The organism is Cellulosimicrobium sp. NPDC030954, from assembly GCF_055571305.1.
Window position 1 is genome coordinate 11,010 of record NZ_JBVIFN010000001.1, and the last position, 17,565, is coordinate 28,574.

The 17,565-nt window shown below is 75.3% G+C and carries 16 protein-coding genes; 6 read left to right on the top strand and 10 right to left on the bottom strand.

The annotated features are described in order from the left end of the window. Positions 1-238 precede the first annotated feature (238 nt). The 5 genes from nirB to ACZ402_RS00060 all read left to right on the top strand — a co-directional run bounded on the left by nirB (position 239) and on the right by ACZ402_RS00060 (position 6,882). Positions 239-2,971 carry a nitrite reductase large subunit NirB gene (gene nirB / locus ACZ402_RS00040; protein WP_375823951.1) on the top strand — a complete coding sequence of 911 codons (2,733 nt, stop codon included), beginning with the start codon at positions 239-241 and terminating at the stop codon, positions 2,969-2,971. After that, positions 2,968-3,423 (top strand): nitrite reductase small subunit NirD, encoded by a 456-nt coding sequence (gene nirD / locus ACZ402_RS00045; protein ID WP_375823950.1) that lies wholly within the window; start codon positions 2,968-2,970, stop codon positions 3,421-3,423. Before nirB ends, nirD begins: the two co-directional genes overlap by 4 nt. Then, positions 3,420-4,802, top strand: a complete 1,383-nt coding sequence (gene cobA, locus ACZ402_RS00050) for a uroporphyrinogen-III C-methyltransferase (RefSeq protein ID WP_375823949.1) — start codon at positions 3,420-3,422, stop codon at positions 4,800-4,802. The genes nirD and cobA overlap by 4 nt, the downstream gene beginning before the upstream one ends. Before the next feature lie 125 nt (positions 4,803-4,927). Beyond that, the gene (locus ACZ402_RS00055) at positions 4,928-6,019 is read left to right on the top strand and encodes a uroporphyrinogen-III synthase (protein WP_375824130.1); all 1,092 of its coding nucleotides are present in this window, start codon (positions 4,928-4,930) and stop codon (positions 6,017-6,019) included. Next, positions 6,016-6,882, top strand: a complete 867-nt coding sequence (locus tag ACZ402_RS00060; protein WP_375823948.1) for a sirohydrochlorin chelatase — start codon at positions 6,016-6,018, stop codon at positions 6,880-6,882. The genes ACZ402_RS00055 and ACZ402_RS00060 overlap by 4 nt, the downstream gene beginning before the upstream one ends. Positions 6,883-7,019: 137 nt before the next feature. On the opposite strand, the gene ACZ402_RS00065 is transcribed toward ACZ402_RS00060, so the two are convergent. Both ACZ402_RS00065 and ACZ402_RS00070 read right to left on the bottom strand, forming a co-directional pair. Continuing rightward, a complete protein-coding gene (locus ACZ402_RS00065; protein WP_375823947.1) occupies positions 7,020-8,525 on the bottom strand; it encodes an MFS transporter in 1,506 nt (501 codons plus the stop codon). Continuing rightward, entirely contained in the window at positions 8,522-9,562 is a 1,041-nt protein-coding gene (locus ACZ402_RS00070; RefSeq protein ID WP_375823946.1) for an alcohol dehydrogenase catalytic domain-containing protein, read from the bottom strand. Before ACZ402_RS00070 ends, ACZ402_RS00065 begins: the two co-directional genes overlap by 4 nt. 149 nt (positions 9,563-9,711) lie before the next feature. On the opposite strand from ACZ402_RS00070, the gene soxR reads away from it, so the two are divergent. Next, entirely contained in the window at positions 9,712-10,182 is a 471-nt protein-coding gene (gene soxR, locus ACZ402_RS00075; RefSeq protein WP_253052128.1) for a redox-sensitive transcriptional activator SoxR, read from the top strand. 4 nt (positions 10,183-10,186) lie between these two features. On the opposite strand, the gene ACZ402_RS00080 is transcribed toward soxR, so the two are convergent. The 8 genes from ACZ402_RS00080 to ACZ402_RS00115 all read right to left on the bottom strand — a co-directional run bounded on the left by ACZ402_RS00080 (position 10,187) and on the right by ACZ402_RS00115 (position 17,563). After that, entirely contained in the window at positions 10,187-10,912 is a 726-nt protein-coding gene (locus ACZ402_RS00080) for a GNAT family N-acetyltransferase (RefSeq protein WP_375823945.1), read from the bottom strand. 110 nt (positions 10,913-11,022) lie between these two features. Continuing rightward, on the bottom strand, positions 11,023-11,658 hold the full coding sequence (locus tag ACZ402_RS00085; protein ID WP_375823944.1) for a nitroreductase family protein: 636 nt from the start codon (positions 11,656-11,658) through the stop codon (positions 11,023-11,025). Positions 11,659-11,814: 156 nt separating this feature from the next. After that, positions 11,815-12,858, bottom strand: coding sequence for a hypothetical protein (locus ACZ402_RS00090; protein WP_375823943.1), 1,044 nt, complete (start codon positions 12,856-12,858; stop codon positions 11,815-11,817). Continuing rightward, positions 12,855-14,048, bottom strand: coding sequence for a vWA domain-containing protein (locus tag ACZ402_RS00095; protein ID WP_375823942.1), 1,194 nt, complete (start codon positions 14,046-14,048; stop codon positions 12,855-12,857). Before ACZ402_RS00095 ends, ACZ402_RS00090 begins: the two co-directional genes overlap by 4 nt. Positions 14,049-14,052: 4 nt before the next feature. Next, on the bottom strand, positions 14,053-15,147 hold the full coding sequence (locus ACZ402_RS00100; RefSeq protein ID WP_375823941.1) for a vWA domain-containing protein: 1,095 nt from the start codon (positions 15,145-15,147) through the stop codon (positions 14,053-14,055). After that, positions 15,141-15,644, bottom strand: a complete 504-nt coding sequence (locus tag ACZ402_RS00105; RefSeq protein ID WP_375823940.1) for a hypothetical protein — start codon at positions 15,642-15,644, stop codon at positions 15,141-15,143. Before ACZ402_RS00105 ends, ACZ402_RS00100 begins: the two co-directional genes overlap by 7 nt. After that, positions 15,631-16,533 (bottom strand): DUF58 domain-containing protein, encoded by a 903-nt coding sequence (locus tag ACZ402_RS00110; protein ID WP_375823939.1) that lies wholly within the window; start codon positions 16,531-16,533, stop codon positions 15,631-15,633. The genes ACZ402_RS00105 and ACZ402_RS00110 overlap by 14 nt, the downstream gene beginning before the upstream one ends. Positions 16,534-16,564: 31 nt before the next feature. Beyond that, positions 16,565-17,563 (bottom strand): AAA family ATPase, encoded by a 999-nt coding sequence (locus ACZ402_RS00115; protein WP_253052144.1) that lies wholly within the window; start codon positions 17,561-17,563, stop codon positions 16,565-16,567. Positions 17,564-17,565 lie beyond the last annotated feature (2 nt).

The window sequence follows — 17,565 nt, forward strand, 5'->3', positions numbered from 1 at the left end:
GCCGTGCCGAGATCGGCAGTCACGACCGCCGATCTCGGCACGACCTGCCGATCTCGCACCGCGCCGCCGACCTCACACGGCGGTACGGCTCCCGGTGAGAACACCGTTACGGACGGGCAACGGACGGGGCACGGTCGCGAAACCGCCCGTCCGTAGCGTCGTCAGCACCTTCCCGGGGGCTCTCCTCGTACCCCTGCGGAAGGTGACCGACCTGCCCCGACGCCCCCAGGAGCCCGCCGTGACCGGACCTCAGACCGATCCCGCCCCCGCGCACAGCGCTCCCGCTGCCCCACGGCACCTCGTCGTCGTCGGCGGCGGCATGGTCGCGCAGCGGCTCGTCGAGGCGCTGCGTGCGCGCGACACCGACGGCGCGTGGCGCGTCTCGCTCTTCGCCGAGGAGCCGCGCAAGCCGTACGACCGCGTCGCCCTGACGAGCTACTTCTCGGCTCGCGACGCCGAGGAGCTCACGCTCGGCGACCCGGCCCTGTGGGACGACCCGCTCGTCACGCTGCACCGCGACTGCGCGGTGACGTCGATCGATCGCGACGCGCAGACCGTCACCGACCGCCTGGGGCGGGTGCACGAGTACGACGAGCTGGTCCTCGCGACGGGGTCGAGCGCCGCGATGCCGCCCATCCCGGGCAACGACCTCCCGGGCGTGTTCGTCTACCGCACGATCGACGACGTCGCGGCCCTGCGCGGGTGGGTCGAGGAGAAGCGCCGGAACGCCACGACGGAGGGCGGCTGGGAGCGCCCCGTCCGCGGCGCCGTGATCGGCGGCGGGCTCCTGGGCCTGGAGGCCGCCGGGGCGCTCAAGGCGCTCGGCGCGCAGGCCACGGTCATCCAGTTCGGCACGCATCTGATGGACGCGCAGATCGACCTGGGCGGCGGCGAGGCGCTCAAGCGCCTCATCAACGGCATGGGCATCGCGGTCCGCTGCAGCACCGGGACCCAGGAGATGAAGGTCTCGCGCAAGACCGGCCACGTGGGCCGGCTCGACTTCGCCGACGGCGGCCGGCTCGACGTGGACGTCGTCGTCGTCGCGACGGGCGTGCGGCCGCGCGACGAGCTCGCGCGCGCGGCGGGGCTCGCGATCGGGGAGCGCGGCGGCGCCGTCGTCGACCTGGCGTGCCGCACGGAGGACGAGCACGTGTGGGCGGTCGGCGAGGTCGCGTGCATCGAGGGTCGGTGCATCGGCCTCGTCGCGCCGGGCTACGCGATGGCGGAGGTCGTCGCGGACCGCCTGCTCGGCGGCGAGGCGACGTTCCCCGGCGCGGACACGGCGACCAAGCTCAAGCTCCAGGGGGTCGACGTCGCGAGCTTCGGCGACGCGTTCGGCCGTACCGAGGGCGCGATGGAGCTCGTGTGGGCCGACCCGGTCGCGGGCGTCTACAAGAAGCTCGTGCTGTCCGACGACGCGCGCACGCTCCTGGGCGGCGTGTTCGTCGGGGATGCGGCGCCGTACGCGTCGCTGCGACCGATGCTCGGCACGGAGCTCCCGGGCGACCCGGGGCTGTTCCTGCTGCCCGAGGGGTCCGGGGGCGGGGCGCCGAGCCTCGAGCTCCCCGACGACGCCACGGTCTGCTCGTGCAACAACGTCAGCGCCGGCACGATCCGCGGGGCGGTGACCGAGCACGGGTGCACCGACCTCGCGGGCGTCAAGGCGTGCACGCGGGCGGGGACGAGCTGCGGGTCGTGCCTGCCGCTCGTCAAGAAGATCACGACGACCGAGCTCGCTCGGACGGGCGTCGAGGTCTCGAACGCGCTGTGCGAGCACTTCGACTTGTCGCGCGCGCAGCTCTTCGACGCCGTCCGTGTCGCCGACCTGCACACGTTCAGCGAGATCATCGGGCGGTTCGGGCGCGCGCCGGATCCCGTGACCGATACCCAGGGGGCCGTGCTCGTCCGCGACGCCGGCCGCGGCTGCGACATCTGCAAGCCCACGATCGCGTCGATCCTCGCGTCGCTCGGCAACGGCCACATCCTCGACGGCGAGCAGGCGACGCTGCAGGACACCAACGATCACGTCATGGCGAACATGCAGAAGGACGGTACGTACTCCGTCGTCCCGCGCATCCCCGGCGGGGAGATCACGCCCGACGGGCTGCTCGTCATCGGGCAGGTCGCCAAGGACTTCGGGCTGTACACGAAGATCACGGGCGGCCAGCGCATCGACATGTTCGGCGCGCGCATCGAGCAGCTCCCGCACATCTGGCGCCGGCTCGTCGAGCACGGGTTCGAGTCCGGGCACGCGTACGGCAAGTCGCTGCGCACCGTGAAGTCGTGCGTCGGGTCCACGTGGTGCCGGTTCGGGGTGCAGGACTCGGTGGGCATGGCCGTCGAGCTCGAGCTCCGGTACCGCGGCCTGCGCTCGCCGCACAAGATCAAGCTCGGGGTCTCCGGGTGCGCGCGCGAGTGCGCGGAGGCGCGCGGCAAGGACGTCGGCGTCATCGCGACGGACAAGGGCTGGAACGTGTACGTCGGCGGCAACGGCGGGTTCACGCCGCGGCACGCACAGCTCCTCGCCGAGGACCTGGACGACGAGGCGCTCGTCCGCACCATCGACCGCTTCCTCATGTACTACATCCGCACGGCCGACCGCCTGCAGCGCACGGCCGCGTGGGTCGAGGACTACGAGGGTGGGCTCGACGCGATCCGCGAGGTGATCCTCGAGGACTCGCTCGGCCTCGGCGCCGACCTCGACGCCGCGATGGCCCGCCACGTCGGCGACTACGAGGACGAGTGGCGCGCGGTCCTGGAGGACCCGGAGAAGCTGCGCCGCTTCGGCTCCTTCGTCAACGCGCCCGCCGAGCCCGACCCCGACCTCGCGTACGTCACCGAGCGCGGCCAGATCCGGCCCGCGACGACGGACGAGCGCGCCACCCTGGAGGAGGCCCGCGCCGCGGGCCTCGCCACCGTCCCCGCCGGCCCCGTGGTGATCGCCGGCGCGACCCTGGAGGTCCGTCGATGAGCGTCGTGTCAGCAGAGCAGGTTGCGCACTCGGGGGAGACGCCGGACGCCGTGGGGTGGGAGCGCGTGTGCCTCCTGCGCGACCTCCTCGTCGAGCGCGGCGCCGCCGCGCTCGTCGGCGGGGTGCAGGTCGCGCTCTTCCGCCTCCCGGACGACACGGTGCGCGTCGTGCAGCAGCGCGACCCGTACTCGGGCGCGAACGTCATGTCACGCGGCATCGTCGGCACGCGCGGCGGCGTGCCCACCGTCGCCGGGCCCATGTACAAGCAGGTCTTCGACCTCGCGACGGGCCGCTGCCTCGAGGCCGCCGGGTACGTGCCCGTCCAGGGCCTCGCCCCGGACCTGGCGACGTGGCCCGTCGAGGTGCGCGACGGCGTCGTGCACGTGGGCGCGCGGCCGCGCGTCGTGGCCGAGGCCGGTGCCGGATCCGGGGCCCAGGACGGTGCGCCGTGACCACGCTCCTGGGCCTCGACCTCGCCGGGCGCACGGTCCTCGTCGCCGGCGGCGGTCCCGTCGCGGCGCGCCGCGCGCGGGCGATGGCCGACGACGGCGCCCACGTCCGCGTCGTCGCGCCCCAGGTGTGCGAGGACCTGCGCGACCTCGTCGCGGCCTCGCTGCACGCCCCGCTCCTCGGGCCGGGCCCGGCCCCGGCGTCGGCCCAGCGGCTGCCCGACGGCGGCGTCGGCCCGGGCGGCCGCGTCACCTGGGTGCCGCGCGAGGTCCGCGAGTCCGACGTCGAGGACGCGTGGCTCGTGCTCGCCGCCACCGACGACACGGGGACCAACCGCGACGTCACCGCGTGGGCCGCGGCTCGCCGCACGTGGTGCGTCAACGCCGGGGCCGCGCACGAGGGCACCGCGCGCACGCCCGCGACGACCCGCAGCGGTGACGTGCTCGTCGGGGTCGTCACGGACGTCCCCCCGACTCACCTGTCAGCGGACCGTCGCGCTCGGGCGCGACGAGCCGCTGACAACCTGGCGGAGCGGCGGCGCGACGGCGGTGCGGACCCGCGGCGGGCCCGCGCCGTCCGCGACGCGATCGCCGAGCACCTGCGCTCCGGTGGCGCCGACCAGCGTCGCCACCGGCCCGTCACCGGCGGGCTCGGGAGCGTGACGCTCGTCGGTGGGGGACCGGGCGCCGTCGACCTGCTCACCGTCCGGGGGCGACGGGCGCTCGCGGAGGCGGACGTCGTCGTCGCGGACCGGCTCGGACCGGTCGACGTGCTCGACGAGCTCGCGCCCGGCGTCGAGGTGATCGACGTCGGCAAGACGCCCGGGAACCACCCCGTGCCGCAGCACGAGATCAACGCGATCCTCGTGGAGCAGGCGCAGCGCGGCCGGCGCGTCGTGCGGCTCAAGGGCGGCGACCCGTTCGTCTACGGGCGCGGCGGCGAGGAGGTGATCGCGTGCCGCGCGGCGGGCGTTCCGGTCGACGTCGTGCCGGGCGTGTCCAGCGCGCTGAGCGTCCCGGCGCTCGCGGGCATCCCGCTCACGCACCGGGGGACGGTCGCGGCGTTCCACGTGATCAGCGGGCACGACGGGCTCGATGCCGCCGCGCTCGCCGGGGTGCGCGACCGCACGGCTACGCTGGTGGTCCTCATGGGTGTCTCGCAGCTCGCGCGCATCACGGCCCAGGCCCTCGGCGCCGGGGCCGACCCCGCGCTGCCCGTCGCGATCGTGGAGAGCGGCTCGACGCCGCGCCAGCGCGTCACGCGGGCCCCGCTCGGCGGGATCGTCGCGCACGCCGCCCAGGCAGGTGTCCGCCCCCCGGCGATCATCGTCATGGGGGACGTCGCCGCCGAGGGACGGCTCGACCCGGCGACGGTCGCGTGACCGGCACCGACCGCACCGAGATCGACCCGCCCGTCGCGACGTCGACCCACGGAGGGTCGATCTCGGACGCTCGGGTCGATCTCGCGTCCGACCCCGGCGTCGATCGCCCCGCCCTCGGCCAGGTCATGGCCGGCTGCACCGTGCTCGTGACGGCCGACCGCCGCAAGAGCGAGCTCGCCGCCGCCCTCCAGCGCCGGGGTGCCGAGGTCCGCCACGCACCCGCGCTGAGCATGATCCCGCACGCCGACGACGAGCAGCTCCTCGCCGGGACGCGCGACCTCGTCGAGCACCCGCCGGACGTCGTCGTCGTGACGACCGGGATCGGCTTCCGGTCCTGGGTCGAGGCCGCCGACGCGCACGGCCTCGCCGACCGCCTGCTCGAGGTGCTCGCCGATGCGCGGATCGTCGCGCGCGGGCCCAAGGCGCGCGGCGCGATCCAGGCCGCCGGGCTCACCGCCGACTGGGTCGCCGAGTCCGAGACCTCGGCTGAGATCGCCGACGTGCTGCTCGGCGAGGGCGTCGCCGGGCTGCGCATCGCCGTCCAGCACCACGGCGCCGGTGCCGACGGCCTCGACGTCGTGTTCGCCGAGGCCGGCGCCGAGGTCGCGAGCCTCGTCGTCTACCGCTGGGGGCCGCCGCCGGACCCCGAGGCGCTGCGCGCGTCCGTCGAGGCCGCCGCCGTCGGGGAGATCGACGCCGTCGTGTTCACCTCCGCGCCCGGCGCCGAGGCGTGGCTCGCCGCTGCCGAGGAGCACGGCGTGGGCCGCCTCGTCGTGTCGCGGTTCCAGGACGGGTCCATGGTCGCGGCGGCCGTCGGACCGATCACCGCGAAGCCGCTCGAGCACCGCGGGGTCACGCCGCTCCAGCCCGAGCGCGGGCGGTTGGGTGCGCTCGTGCGCACGCTCGTCGCGCACTACGAGCAGGCCGAGACCGTCGCGCTCGCGACCGTCGCCGGGGTGCTGCAGATCCGCTCGCGCGTCGCCGTGCTCGACGGCGAGGTGCTGCCCCTCTCGCCCAGCAGCCTCGAGGTGCTGCGCCTCCTCGCCGCGCGCCGCGGCGAGGTCGTCACGCGCGACGACGTGCTCGACGTCCTGCCCGGCGACTCGCGCGACCCCCACGCCGCCGAGGTCGCCGTCGCCCGCCTGCGCGAGGCGACCGGCCGGCGCGACCTCGTCAAGACCGTCGTCAAGCGCGGATACCGATTGGAGCTCGCATGAGCGCGGAGATCCTGGCGTTCCCCTCGGGGGCGTCGTCCGACCCCTCGGGGGCGTCGTCCGGCCCCGGGCCGGAGGCCGCCGACGCCGGGCTGCCCTGCGCCGCGCCCGTGCTGGTCGGCTGCTCGCACGGCACGAGCGACCTCACCGGCCGCGACGTGATCCGTGCGCTCCTCGACGACGTGCGCGCCGCGCGCCCCGACCTCGACGTCCGCGAGGCGTTCGTCGACGTGCAGCAGCCCGAGGTCGCGGACGTCGTGACGTCGGTCGTCGCCCCGTCCGCGGCGACGGACGACCCGTCCGGCTCCGTGGCGGACGACGCGCGGCCGGGCGACGCGGTCGTCGTGCCGCTGCTGCTCTCCGGCGGGTTCCACGCGAGCGTCGACGTCGCGGCGGCGGTCGAGGACCGCGGCCCCGGGAGCGGTCGGGCCGCGGCGGGCACCCCGCTCGGCCCCGACCCGCGCCTCGCCGACCTCCTCGCCGAGCGGCTGGCCGAGGCCGGGCTGCGCCCGGGCGACGCCGTCGTGATCGCCGCCGCGGGGTCCAGCCGGCCCGGCGCCGCGCGCGACGTCGAGGAGCTCGCCGCGCGGCTCCGCGAGCGTGTCCCCCACCCCGTCACGGTGGGCTACGGCGCCATGGCCACGCCGTCCGTGCCCGACGCCGTCGCCGCCGCCCGCGCCGACCTCGCCCCGGGCGCGCGCGTCGTCGTCGCGGCCTACCTGCTCGCGCCGGGCTTCTTCTACGACCGCGTCCTCGAGGCGGGCGGCGACGTCGTCACCGCCCCGCTGGCCCCCGACCCCCGGCTCACCGAGATCGTCCTCGACCGCTACGCCACCGCCGCGGCGTCCCTCGCCCCGCCCACCTAGACCCCCGGTCCGGCGAGGTAGAGCCTTGGTCGGTCGAGGGAGAACCAGGGCTCTACCTCGCGGAACCAGGTCTCTACTTGAACGGACCAGGGCTCTACCTCGCCGGACCACTGCTCTCCCTCGAGCCGACCGGGGTCCTACCTCGCGAGGGTCGGGCGGGTGCGGGGGGCGAGGAGGGCGACGCCCGCCGCGAGCAGCACGGTGACGCCGAAGCAGACGACGTACGACGCGAGGCCGAGCGTCGGGTGCAGGGCCCACAGGAGCGAGCCGGTGACGGCGAGCGCGGTGGCGGCGGCGACGGCGTCGGAGACCTGGAGCGAGGAGGAGTTGGCGCCCTGCTCCGCCACGGGCGAGAGCTCGAGCGTCAGCACCGACAGCGTCGGGTGGGTCATGCCCATGCCGAGGCCGGCGAGGGTCCACGCGACCATGCCGACGACGGGCGGCACGGCGGTCCACGCGAGCAGCGCCGCGCCGCCGATGCCGAGCGCGACGAGCGTCCCTCCGAGGCGCACGTAGCCGGCGTGCTGGAGTCCCCACGTCGCGCGACCGCGCAGCCAGGAGCCCGTCGACCAGCCGACGGCGCCGAACGTGAGCACCGCGCCGGCGAGCGACGGGGCGAGCCCGCGCTCGTGGGAGAGCAGGAGCGGGAGCAGCACCTCGGCGCCGGTGAACGCGGCGGCGACGAGCCCGCGGATCGCGATGACGCTCGGCAGGCCGCGCGCGGCACGGGTCGTGCCCGGCGGCAGGAGGCGGGGGACGGCGAGCGCGACGGCGGCCAGCGCGGCGACGAGCAGGACGGCGAGCCCGAGGCCGCGGAGCTGGCCCGCGTAGTTGAGCGCCCCGATCCCGACGGCGGCCACGACCGCCCAGGCGAGCGAGGCCTGGCGCGCGGTCCGGTCGAGCGGCGACTCGGCGTCGTCGGTCCCGTACGGAGGGACGTCCTCCGACGGGGCGGAGACGTCGTTGGACGCCGGGGACGCGGCGTCGTCGGGGGCCGAGCCGCGGGCGGCGCGCATCCCCGGGCGCATGAGGACCAGCGCCGGGACGGCGAGCACCGGGACCGCGAGGAAGACCCAGCGCCAGCCGACGTGCTCCACGACGAGCCCGGCGATGGCGGGGCCGACGATGGACGGGATCACCCAGGCCGCGGCGAACGCGGCGAAGACCTTCGGCCGCCGGTCGGTGGGGAACACGCGCGCGACGAGCACGTAGAGCGCGACGATGTACAGGCCCGTCCCGACGCCCTGGAGCACGCGGCCCGCGACGAGGACGAGCATGTCCTGCGCGAGGCCCGCCACCAGCAGGCCGGCGAGGAAGAGCCCGATGCCCGTCCACAGGGGCGTCGTCGGGCCGGCGCGGTCGCTCCAGCGGCCCGACGCGACCATCCCGACGACGCTCGACGCGAGCGACGCGGCGAACGCGAGCGTGTAGAGCGTGAGGCCGTCGAGCTCGACGGCGACGGTCGGCGTGGCGGTCGCGACGGCGAGCGCCTCGAACGCGCCGAGGAACACGAACGCGACCATGCCGAACAGGACGGTGCGCTGGGTCCCGGGGGCGAGCGCCGCGCCGGCCGCGGGCACGGCGGGGGCGTCGGGGGTGCCGTACGTCGGCGCGTCGGCGTCGGTGCGGGGCTCCGCCGTCATACGAGAACGACCTTTCCGGTGGTGGCGCGCGCTTCGAGCTCGCGGTGGGCGCGCGCTGCCTCCGCGAGGGGTACCTGGTGCGTGACGACGTGCCACGTCCCGTCCGCCGCGAGCGCGAGCGCGCGCTCCTGCAGGTCGAACAGGTCTCCCCAGGGTCGGGCCTGGGGTCCCACGGCCCACCGTACGTCCCGCGCGACCGCTCCCGCACCGGGATTCGGGACGTTCCCGGCGCCGTGGTCGACGTCACCGGCGCGGTTCGGTGCGCCCGAGGACCACCCGAAGAGCACGAGACGCGCGTCGGGGGCGAGGAGCGTCGCGGCCTCCGTGCCTGCGTCCCCGCCCACGCCGTCGAGCAGGACGGTCGCCCCGTCGGGGGAGTGCTGCCCGACGGCGGCCCGCGCCTCGTCGAGCCAGCCCTCGGCCCGGTAGTCGATCACGACGAGCCGCTCGGCGTGCGGCTCCCGACCGAGCCCGCGGACGAGCGCGACCTTCTCCGGGCCGCCGGCGAGCGCGACGACCCGTGCGCCGATCGCGAGCGCGCTCTGCACGAGGAGCGTGCCGAGCCCGCCGGCCGCGGCCGTGACGAGCACGGTGTCGGTCGCGCCGAGCTCGGCGAGGTCGAGGATGCCGACGGCGGTGCGGCCGGTCCCGATCATCGCGATCGCGTCGGGCGCCGTGACGTGGTCGGGGATGCGGTGCAGCAGCTCGACGGGGACGGCGGCGAGCCGCGCGTACCCGCCGCCGTCGGGCGTGGCGCCGAGGTGGGCGGCGACCCGCCGCCCGCGCCAGGCGGCGTCGACCCCCGGCCCGACCGCCTCCACGACCCCGGCGACCTCGCGTCCCGGGATCGTGGGCAGGGCGGGCAGCGGGAGCGGGCCGCCCGCCGCCTCGCCCCGACGCAGGGTGGTGTCGAGCAGGTGGACGCCGTGCGCCCGGACGGCGACGAGGACCTCGCCGGGTCCGGGGACGGGGTCGGGGACCTGGTCGAGGACGAGGTTCTCGGGCGGTCCGAACGCGTGCAGGCGGATGGCGTCCACGGGTGTGCTCCCTCAGTGGCGACGGGCCGCGCCGGAGCGGCGGCACGCGACCCGGTCCGGGCGCGCCCTGCTAGTCTCGAACCTCAACAAATGTTGAGGTCAAGCAGTCCGCCGCGAGCCGCGCGGCGGCCGTCCGGCGAGGAGCCCGCGTGCCCGACGACGTCCCGTCCCCGAGCGACGAGCTCACCGTCGGCCAGCTCGCCGCGCGCAGCGGCGTCGCCGTGTCCGCGCTGCACTTCTACGAGCGCGAGGGGCTCATCACGAGCCGCCGGACCCCCGGCAACCAGCGGCGCTTCGCGCGCGAGACGCTGCGCCGGGTCGCGTTCGTGCGCGCGTCCCAGCGTGTCGGCATCCCGCTCGCGCGCATCCGCGCCGCGCTCGCGACGCTGCCCGGCGACCGCACGCCGACGGCCAAGGACTGGCACCGCCTCTCGGCGGGATGGCACGCCGACCTCGACGCACGCATCGAGCAGCTCACGCGGCTGCGCGACCACCTCACGGACTGCATCGGCTGCGGGTGCCTGTCGCTGCGCAAGTGCGTCCTCGTCAACCCGCACGACGCGCTCGCCGACGAGGGCCCCGGCCCGCGGACCCTGCTCGTGGACGGGATCGAGGACTGAGGCGTCAGGCCGGCGCGAGCAGGGACCCGAAGCTCGTGCGGCGGCGCAGCGCGAACCCGAGCCGCTCGTACACGGCGATCGCGCCGGTGTTCTCGGCCGCGGCGTGCAGGAACGCGCGGTCGCCCCGCTCCTGCACGTGGAACGCGACGTCGCGGACGAGGCGTGACGCGAGGCCGCGTCCCCGGTGCGCGGCGTCGGTCGTCACGGCGCTGATCTCCGTCCAGCCTGCGGGGTGCAGGCGCTCGCCCGCCATCGCGACGAGCCGGCCGGCGTCGTCCCGGAACCCGACGTAGCGCCCGAGCAGGTAGGTGCGCGCCTCGAACGGCCCCGGCCGGCTGCGCTCGACGAGCGCGAGCATGTCCGGCACGTCGGCCGCGCCGAGCACGACCGCCTCCGGGTCGGGGCGGGTGACCAGGCGCTCGGTCTCGACGAGCTGGACCCCCTCGACCCGCGCCTCGAGCGTCCAGCCCGCCGGCGGCTCGACGCCGACGGGCGGCGCGGAGAAGCGGCCGCCCGGCCCGACGAGCGTGGCGATCGCGTCCCACACCCCGGGCGCGCCCCACGAGCGCACGCCCGTGATGGGCGAGACGTCGGCCGGGTAGCGCCGCGCGAGGTCGTCGCCCTCGGCGAGGTGCGCGTGAGCGCCGGTGAGGGCGCTCCACGACGGGTTGTCCAGGACGGCGTCGTCCAGGTCGGTGGCGTCGGGCTGGGTGCTCGTGGTGCTGGTCATGCTGCTCCTCCTCGCCCGGTCGCCCGGGTGCCGTGCCGTCGCCACGGTCGTCCGGCCGTGCGTGTCCTCCAGGGCGAACGCGCGCGGGCGCACGCCTCTTCCAGGTGTGCTCAGCCCTGCCAGCGGTCCTGGTGCACGACCGCCGCGAGCGGGCGCCGGCGCGGCTCCGACCAGCGTCCGCGCGCCGGGTAGCCGAGCGGGACCAAGCCCATCGTCAGCGCGTCGTCGGGCAGGCCGAGCAGCGCGGCGACGTCGCCCTCGCGGATCGTGTGGAAGGTCGTCAGCGTCGTCCCCAGCCCGTAGGCACGGGCGGCGAGCACGAGGTTCTGCACCGCGCCGTAGATCGAGGCGCCGAGCCGGGGGTCCGTCGAGCCCGCCGCGTTCCGCAGCACCGGCACGACCCATACCGGCGCCTCCTCCAGGTGCAGGGCCAGGTGCTCGACGGCGCGGAAGCCCGCGTCGCTCACGCCCGCGTCGTCGGTCGCGGCACCGAGGACGGCGTCGCGGCGATCCCCGTACGCGGGCCGCCATCCTTCGCGGTACCACTCGGCGATCTGCGCCTTGGTCGCCGCGTCCGTCACCACGACCCACGCCCACTGCTGGCGGTTCCCGCCGTTGGGCCCGCGGACCGCGGCGTCGAGGATCGCGTCGAGCACGTCGTCCGGCACGGCCTCTGGCGAGAGGTAGCGGCGCGACGGCTTCGAGTGGAGCGCTCGAAGGACGGACAGATCCTCGGGTGTGGTCACGGTCGCCGAGGGTACGGGCCACCGTCCGGCGCGTTCGCGGGTCCCGGCCGTCGTCTCGCAGGGTGGTCACACCTATGGCACGTCCTGGCCCACGGGCCTCGGACCGGGGAGCGGGTGGTCACGGAACGGCGGCCCACCCGCGAGGGCCGGGGTCGCTCACCAGTTCTTGGTGCCGCTCCCGCTGCCGTCGCCCGGGTCGGTGCCGGTCCCGGGCTGGTCGCCGTAGAGGTCGCGGTACTCCTGCTCGAGGCGCTCCTGCTCCTCGCGCGCCTCCGAGCCCTGCTGCTGGAGCTCCTCCTGGCGCTGCTGCTCCTCGCGCTCGGCCTGGCTCTGCTGGTCCTCGCCCTCCGACCCGTCGCCTCCCGACGCCTCCGACTGCTCGTCGCCCTCGGAGCCCTCGCCCTCCTGCGTGTCCCCGCCACCCTCGTTCTCCGGCTGCGAGTCCTGCGCCTGCTGCTGCTTGTCCTGGAGGCGCTGCTGCGCGGCCTCGTCCTGCTCCTCCTGCTCGGGCGTCTGCTCGGACTCCCCGCAGTCGGGCCAGCCGCGGATCTGCTCGGCCGTCGCGTACTCCTGCTCGGCGTACTCGTACCAGTCCTGGACGTCCTCGCGCAGCTCCTCCGGGTCGGGCTCCTCGCTCCCGTCGCCGTACGGGTTGAGGACCTCCTCGTCGTACGGCAGGCCCGCGTCGCGGGCGGCGATGGCCTCCTCGACGAGCGCGAGCTCCGCCGCCTTGCCGTCCGCGTACGCCATGTCGCCGTCGCCCTGGATCTCGTACGCGAGCGACAGGTTCGTCTGGATCATGCAGCGTTCCTCGGGCGACTCGTGCTCCGCGAGGTCGTACGCGCGGTCGAGGGACGTGATCGCGTCGTACAGCGCCCACGAGTCCTCGGAGCGCGCGAGCGCGGTCCCGTGGTTGAAGTGCGCCTTCCACGGCTCGACGATGTTGAAGGTCCGCTGGATCCCGTAGTAGTCCGCCGCGGTCGTGGCCTCGCCCGCCTGGTAGCGGTCCTTGGCCGTCGCCGCGATCGGCGCGAGGAGCGCCAGCTTGACCCCGAGCACGACGAGCGCGAGCACGACGGGCAACGTCCCGACGAGCCACCACGTGCGTCGGCGCAGGCGCGCGGCGCGGAGCGCGGCGACCCCCGTGGGACGGGGCTTGCGCGTGCCGGTCGGCGGCGTCGGGGGCGGGGTCCAGGTCATCGTCGCACCTCCGCCCGGTCCGTCGCGGGCGTGCCCGACGCCGGCCGGTCGCCGTGGCTCGGCCCGTCCGGCTCGCGTGTGCGGGGGCCGCGCGGGACGTCCCCGGACCGGGCCGGTGCAGAGGGCCGGGAGGCCGTCGGTCGAACGAGCGAGCGGCTGGCCGAGCGCGACCAGAACCACGCCTCGACGCCCAGCAGCGCGACGAGCGCGAGCGCGAACGGCCAGACGACCGGGCGGTACGCCGTGACGTCGCGCCGACCGTCGGCCGCGACCTGCTGCGGGTCCACGCCCGCGACGAGCGACGCCGTCTCCGACGGCTCCTGCCGGTGCACGTACGGGACACCGAGCTGGTCCGCGAGCGTGGTGAGCGACTCCTCGTCGAGGACGGACAGCGCCTCGACGGGCTCGCCGTCCTGGCTCGGCTGCGACCAGTCGATGATGTACTCCGCCTCCTCGGGCTCCACGTCGGGGTCGTACTCCTTCATCGGGCCGCCCTCGGCGGTGCCGTAGCCGAGCACCGCGCCGCCGTCGACGAGCGGCGCCAGGTCGGCGAACGACCGTGGCTCGCCCTCCGTCGTCTGCTCGCCGTCGGTGAGGAAGAAGACGAGGCGCACGTTCGCCGGGTGCTGCTCGGCGGACCCCTGGAGCGCGGAGCGCAGCTCGTCGAGGGGCCGGTCCGTGAGCGAGCCCTGCGAGTACCGTGTGATCTCGCGGTGGAACGTGTCCGCCCACGACGTGATCGCGCGCGCGTCGGTCGTCAGCGGGAGCTGTCGCGACGCCTGCGAGTCGAACGAGATGATCGAGTACCGGGCGCCGGGGATCGCCTCGGTGAGGCTCGTGATGTCGTGCCGCACGCCGTCGAGCCGCTCCTGGCCGCCCTCGGGCCCGTAGTCCTCGGCCGCCATGGACCCGGTGCGGTCGACGACGAAGAACATGTCGACGTTCGCGACCGACGTGTCGCGGTCCGTCGACGCGACCGACGGCGCGAGCCCGACGATCCCGAGCAGGACCACCGCTCCGGCGCGGCGCAGCCAGGCCGCGCGCGGGGCACCCGGGCGCGGGACGCCGTCGGGCCCGGGGCGCCCGGCCACGACCGCCTGCCACACCGTGAGGCCGAGCAGGGGCAGGACGAGCAGCGCGAGCGCCCACACGGGTACGAGCGGCTGCAGCGTCACTCCTCCGAGAGTCATCGCGTCACTCCTTCACCCGCCACGCGACGACGAGCAGCAGCGCGACACCGAGGACCGCGACGAGGAACCAGCCCGCGGGCCGGTCCGTGACGATCACCTCGGGCGACGCGTCGAGCTCGACCGCCTGCTGCGCGACGACGTCGTCGACCATGCCCTGCACCGCGGCCGGGTCGTCGGCGAGGAAGTAGAGCCCGCCGCCGTCCTCGACCGTGCTGCGGTACTCGCTCTCCTCCGGGGTGCCCTCGTAGCGCTGCGAGCCGCCGAAGATCCCGTGCAGCGTGATGTCGCGCGACGCGACGAGGTCGGCGGCCTGGGGGAGCGTGTAGATCGGCTCGCCGGAGACGTAGTTGTCGGTCGCGAGGATGATCGAGCGCGAACGCTGGGTGTCCTCCGCGTCGAACTGGAGCGCGCAGCTCGCGAGCCCGTCGCCGATGAGGCTCGCGCCGGAGAGGTTCGCCGTCGTCCCGGCGGTGAACTGCGCGTACTCGAGGATCTCCGCGTCGTCCGACCCGCCGGTGTAGTCGAACGTCGACGGGTCCTTGTCGAGCGCGTCGATGCCGCCCTGGAGCTCCTCCTGGACGAGCGTGTAGTCGTCCGTGAGCGGGAAGACCGTGCGCGACGACGAGTTGAAGATCGACAGCGCGATCCGCTCGCCCTCGAAGTTGTCCACGAGCTCCTGGAACACCTTGAGCACGGCGCCGTCGTACTCGATCATCGAGCCCGACACGTCCAGGCACAGCACGATGTCGCGCGTACCCAGGCGGTCCACGACGACGTCCGTCTCGACCGGGCGCGCCGCGACGGCACCGGCCCCGACGACGGCGACGAGCAGCCCCGCCGCCGTGAGCCCCTGCAGCACGCGGTAGCGCCGCACCCACGCGGCGAACGCGGGCACGCGCGCCAAGTACTCGGAGTTCGCGACCCAGAGCACGTCGGCGTCGGCGTCACGCCTCCGGCGGTGCCGGGCGAGCCACCAGGCGACCGCGCCCGCGGCGAGGACGGCGGCGACGAGCACGCCCCACAGCCACGGCCACAGGATCGAGGCGCCCTGCGGCCCCGGCACGACGGCGGTGCTCGTCGCGAGCGCGGGCGTCACCATCCGCGCACCACCGATCGGGCGCGGTCGATCGAGTCCTCCGCGTCGGTCGCGCGCGCCGCGGGGTCGTTGTCGTGGTCCGCGAACGACGGCCGGTAGTAGCGCGCGATGACCTGGGTGAGGCGCCCCGCCTCGCCGATCTGCTGGATCTCGGAGAGCGTCATGGACGACGCGTCCTGCCCGAGCCGACCGGTCGCGAAGCCGCGCATCTCGGCCGAGAGCGCGAGGTGCAGCGCGCGCTCGTCGAGCTCACCCGCGCGGAAGCGTTCCGCGACGGCGTCGAGGCGTCGCTCGTACTCGGCGCGGAGGGCCGCGTACGGGTCGTAGGGGCCGGTGGGGAGCAGGGGCGCGGCGGGCGGCACGGCCTTCTCCGCCGCGTTCGCGCGCGTCAGCCAGATCACGAGGAACACGACGGCGGCCGCCGCGAGGATCGCCACGATCCCCAGGACGGTCCACCACCCCGAGTAGCCCACGGGGTCGACGAGCTCATCGACGGGCACGCTTCTGCCTCCCCAGGAGCTCGACGAAACGCTGCACGACGTCGTCCGACCCCTCGACGAGCACGCCCTCGACCTGGAGGGTGCGCAGACGCTCCGCGACCTCGGCCCGCCGCGCGGCGAGGGCCTGGGCGGCGGACGCGGCGAGCGACGCCCGGCCGCGCAGGAACGCCGGCAGGCGCAGCGTCCCGTCGACGTCCGCGACCTCGCCCGTGGCGTGCGGCCCGACGCCCGCGGTCACGGGGGAGAGGTCAGCGACCTGGACGACCATGACCTCGTGACGCACGCGCAACGACCGCAGGAGCTGCTCGTGCTCGGCCTCGGGCCGCGCCTCGTCCGTCACGACCACGATCAGCGAGCGGCGCCGGAACGCGGACCGGGCGCGGTCGAGCGGGCGCGCGAGGTCGCTCGCGGGGGCGTCGGGCCGCCACAGGTCCTCCACCGTGCGCAGCAGCACCTCGAGGTCCTGCGTGCTCGCGCGGGGCGGGAGCTGGACCAGGCGCCGGGCGTCGCCCGCGACGAGCGCGACCCGGTCGCCCCGGTCGCGCGCGAGGTACGCGACGAGCGCGCAGCAGAAGCTCGCGATCTCCGCCTTGGTCTCGCCGCTCGGGGCGGTCGCGCCCATCGTGCGCCCGGTGTCGACCACGAGCACGAGGTTGAGGTTCGACTCGCGCACGAACCGGCGGATGATCGGCAGCCCGGCGCGCGCCGAGGACTTCCAGTCGATGTCGCCGACGTCCTCGCCCGGCGCGTACAGGTGCAGGTCGTCGAAGTCCTGCCCGTGCCCCTTGAAGACCGACCGGTGCCGTCCCTCGAGCAGGCCGGACGCCCGGCGCGCGACCGGGAGGTCGAGCCGGGCCCGGACCTGGGCGAGACGGGAGACGTCGGGCACGTGGTGCTCTCTCGAGAAGGTGAGGGGTCGCTCAGGGCGTGGGGACGGCGTCGAACACGGCGTCCACGAGCTGCTCCGGCGGCACGTTGTTGGCGAGCGCGTCGAACGTGCGCACGAGGCGGTGCCGCAGCACCGAGTAGCGCACGGCCTTGATGTCGTCCGGGATGACGTACGCGCGGCCCGCGAGGATCGCGAGCGCCTGGCCCACGCGCATGAGCGCGATGCCGCCGCGCGGCGACGCGCCCACGCGCACGTGGCGGTCGAGGCCCGGGATCGGGCGCGGGCCGGAGAGCCGCGTCGTGTTGATGAGGTCGACGACGTAGCGCTTGATCGAGTCGTCCACGTACACGTCGTCGACGAGGCCGCGGAGGAAGCGGACGTCGTCGAGCGAGATCGGCTGCGCCGTGAGGGGCTGCGTCATCTGCCCGGTCGCGATGCGCTGGAGGATCTCGAGCTCCTGCGGCGGCGTCGGGTAGGTGAGCACCTCCTTCATGAGGAAGCGGTCCATCTGGGCCTCGGGCAGCACGTACGTGCCCTCCTCCTCGATGGGGTTCTGCGTCGCGAGCACCATGAACGGGTCGGGCAGCGAGAAGTTCTCGCCGCCGATGGACGTCTGCTTCTCCTGCATCGCCTCGAGCATCGCCGACTGCGTCTTGGCCGAGGAGCGGTTGATCTCGTCGAGCAGCACGACGTTGGCGTGCACCGGGCCGAGCTGGGTCGTGAACTCGCCGGTCGCGTAGTTGAAGATCTGCGTGCCGACGATGTCGTTCGGCATGAGGTCCGGCGTGCACTGGATGCGGTGGAACGAGCCGTCGACCGCGGCCGCGAGCGTCTGCGCCGCCGTCGTCTTGGCGAGCCCCGGCACCGACTCGAGCAGGATGTGGCCGCCCGCGAGGAGGGAGCTGACCAGCGCCGTGCGCAGCGCGTCCTGGCCGACGACGCGCTGGTCGAAGACCTGGCCGACGCGCTTGAGCAGGTGGCTCGCGCGGTCGAGGTCCTGCGTCGAGATGCTGCCGTGCCCTGCGGCCATCG

Bases quoted from the DNA above. Each gene is read 5' to 3' on its own strand.
- nirD (WP_375823950.1), top strand. From the start codon at position 2,968: ATGAGCGTCGTGTCAGCAGAGCAGGTTGCGCACTCGGGGGAGACGCCG.
- ACZ402_RS00055 (WP_375824130.1), top strand. From the start codon at position 4,928: ATGGCCGGCTGCACCGTGCTCGTGACGGCCGACCGCCGCAAGAGCGAG.
- ACZ402_RS00060 (WP_375823948.1), top strand. From the start codon at position 6,016: ATGAGCGCGGAGATCCTGGCGTTCCCCTCGGGGGCGTCGTCCGACCCC.
- ACZ402_RS00065 (WP_375823947.1), bottom strand. From the start codon at position 8,525: ATGACGGCGGAGCCCCGCACCGACGCCGACGCGCCGACGTACGGCACC.
- ACZ402_RS00080 (WP_375823945.1), bottom strand. From the start codon at position 10,912: ATGACCAGCACCACGAGCACCCAGCCCGACGCCACCGACCTGGACGAC.
- ACZ402_RS00090 (WP_375823943.1), bottom strand. From the start codon at position 12,858: ATGACCTGGACCCCGCCCCCGACGCCGCCGACCGGCACGCGCAAGCCC.
- ACZ402_RS00095 (WP_375823942.1), bottom strand. From the start codon at position 14,048: ATGACTCTCGGAGGAGTGACGCTGCAGCCGCTCGTACCCGTGTGGGCG.
- ACZ402_RS00100 (WP_375823941.1), bottom strand. From the start codon at position 15,147: ATGGTGACGCCCGCGCTCGCGACGAGCACCGCCGTCGTGCCGGGGCCG.
- ACZ402_RS00115 (WP_253052144.1), bottom strand. From the start codon at position 17,563: ATGGCCGCAGGGCACGGCAGCATCTCGACGCAGGACCTCGACCGCGCG.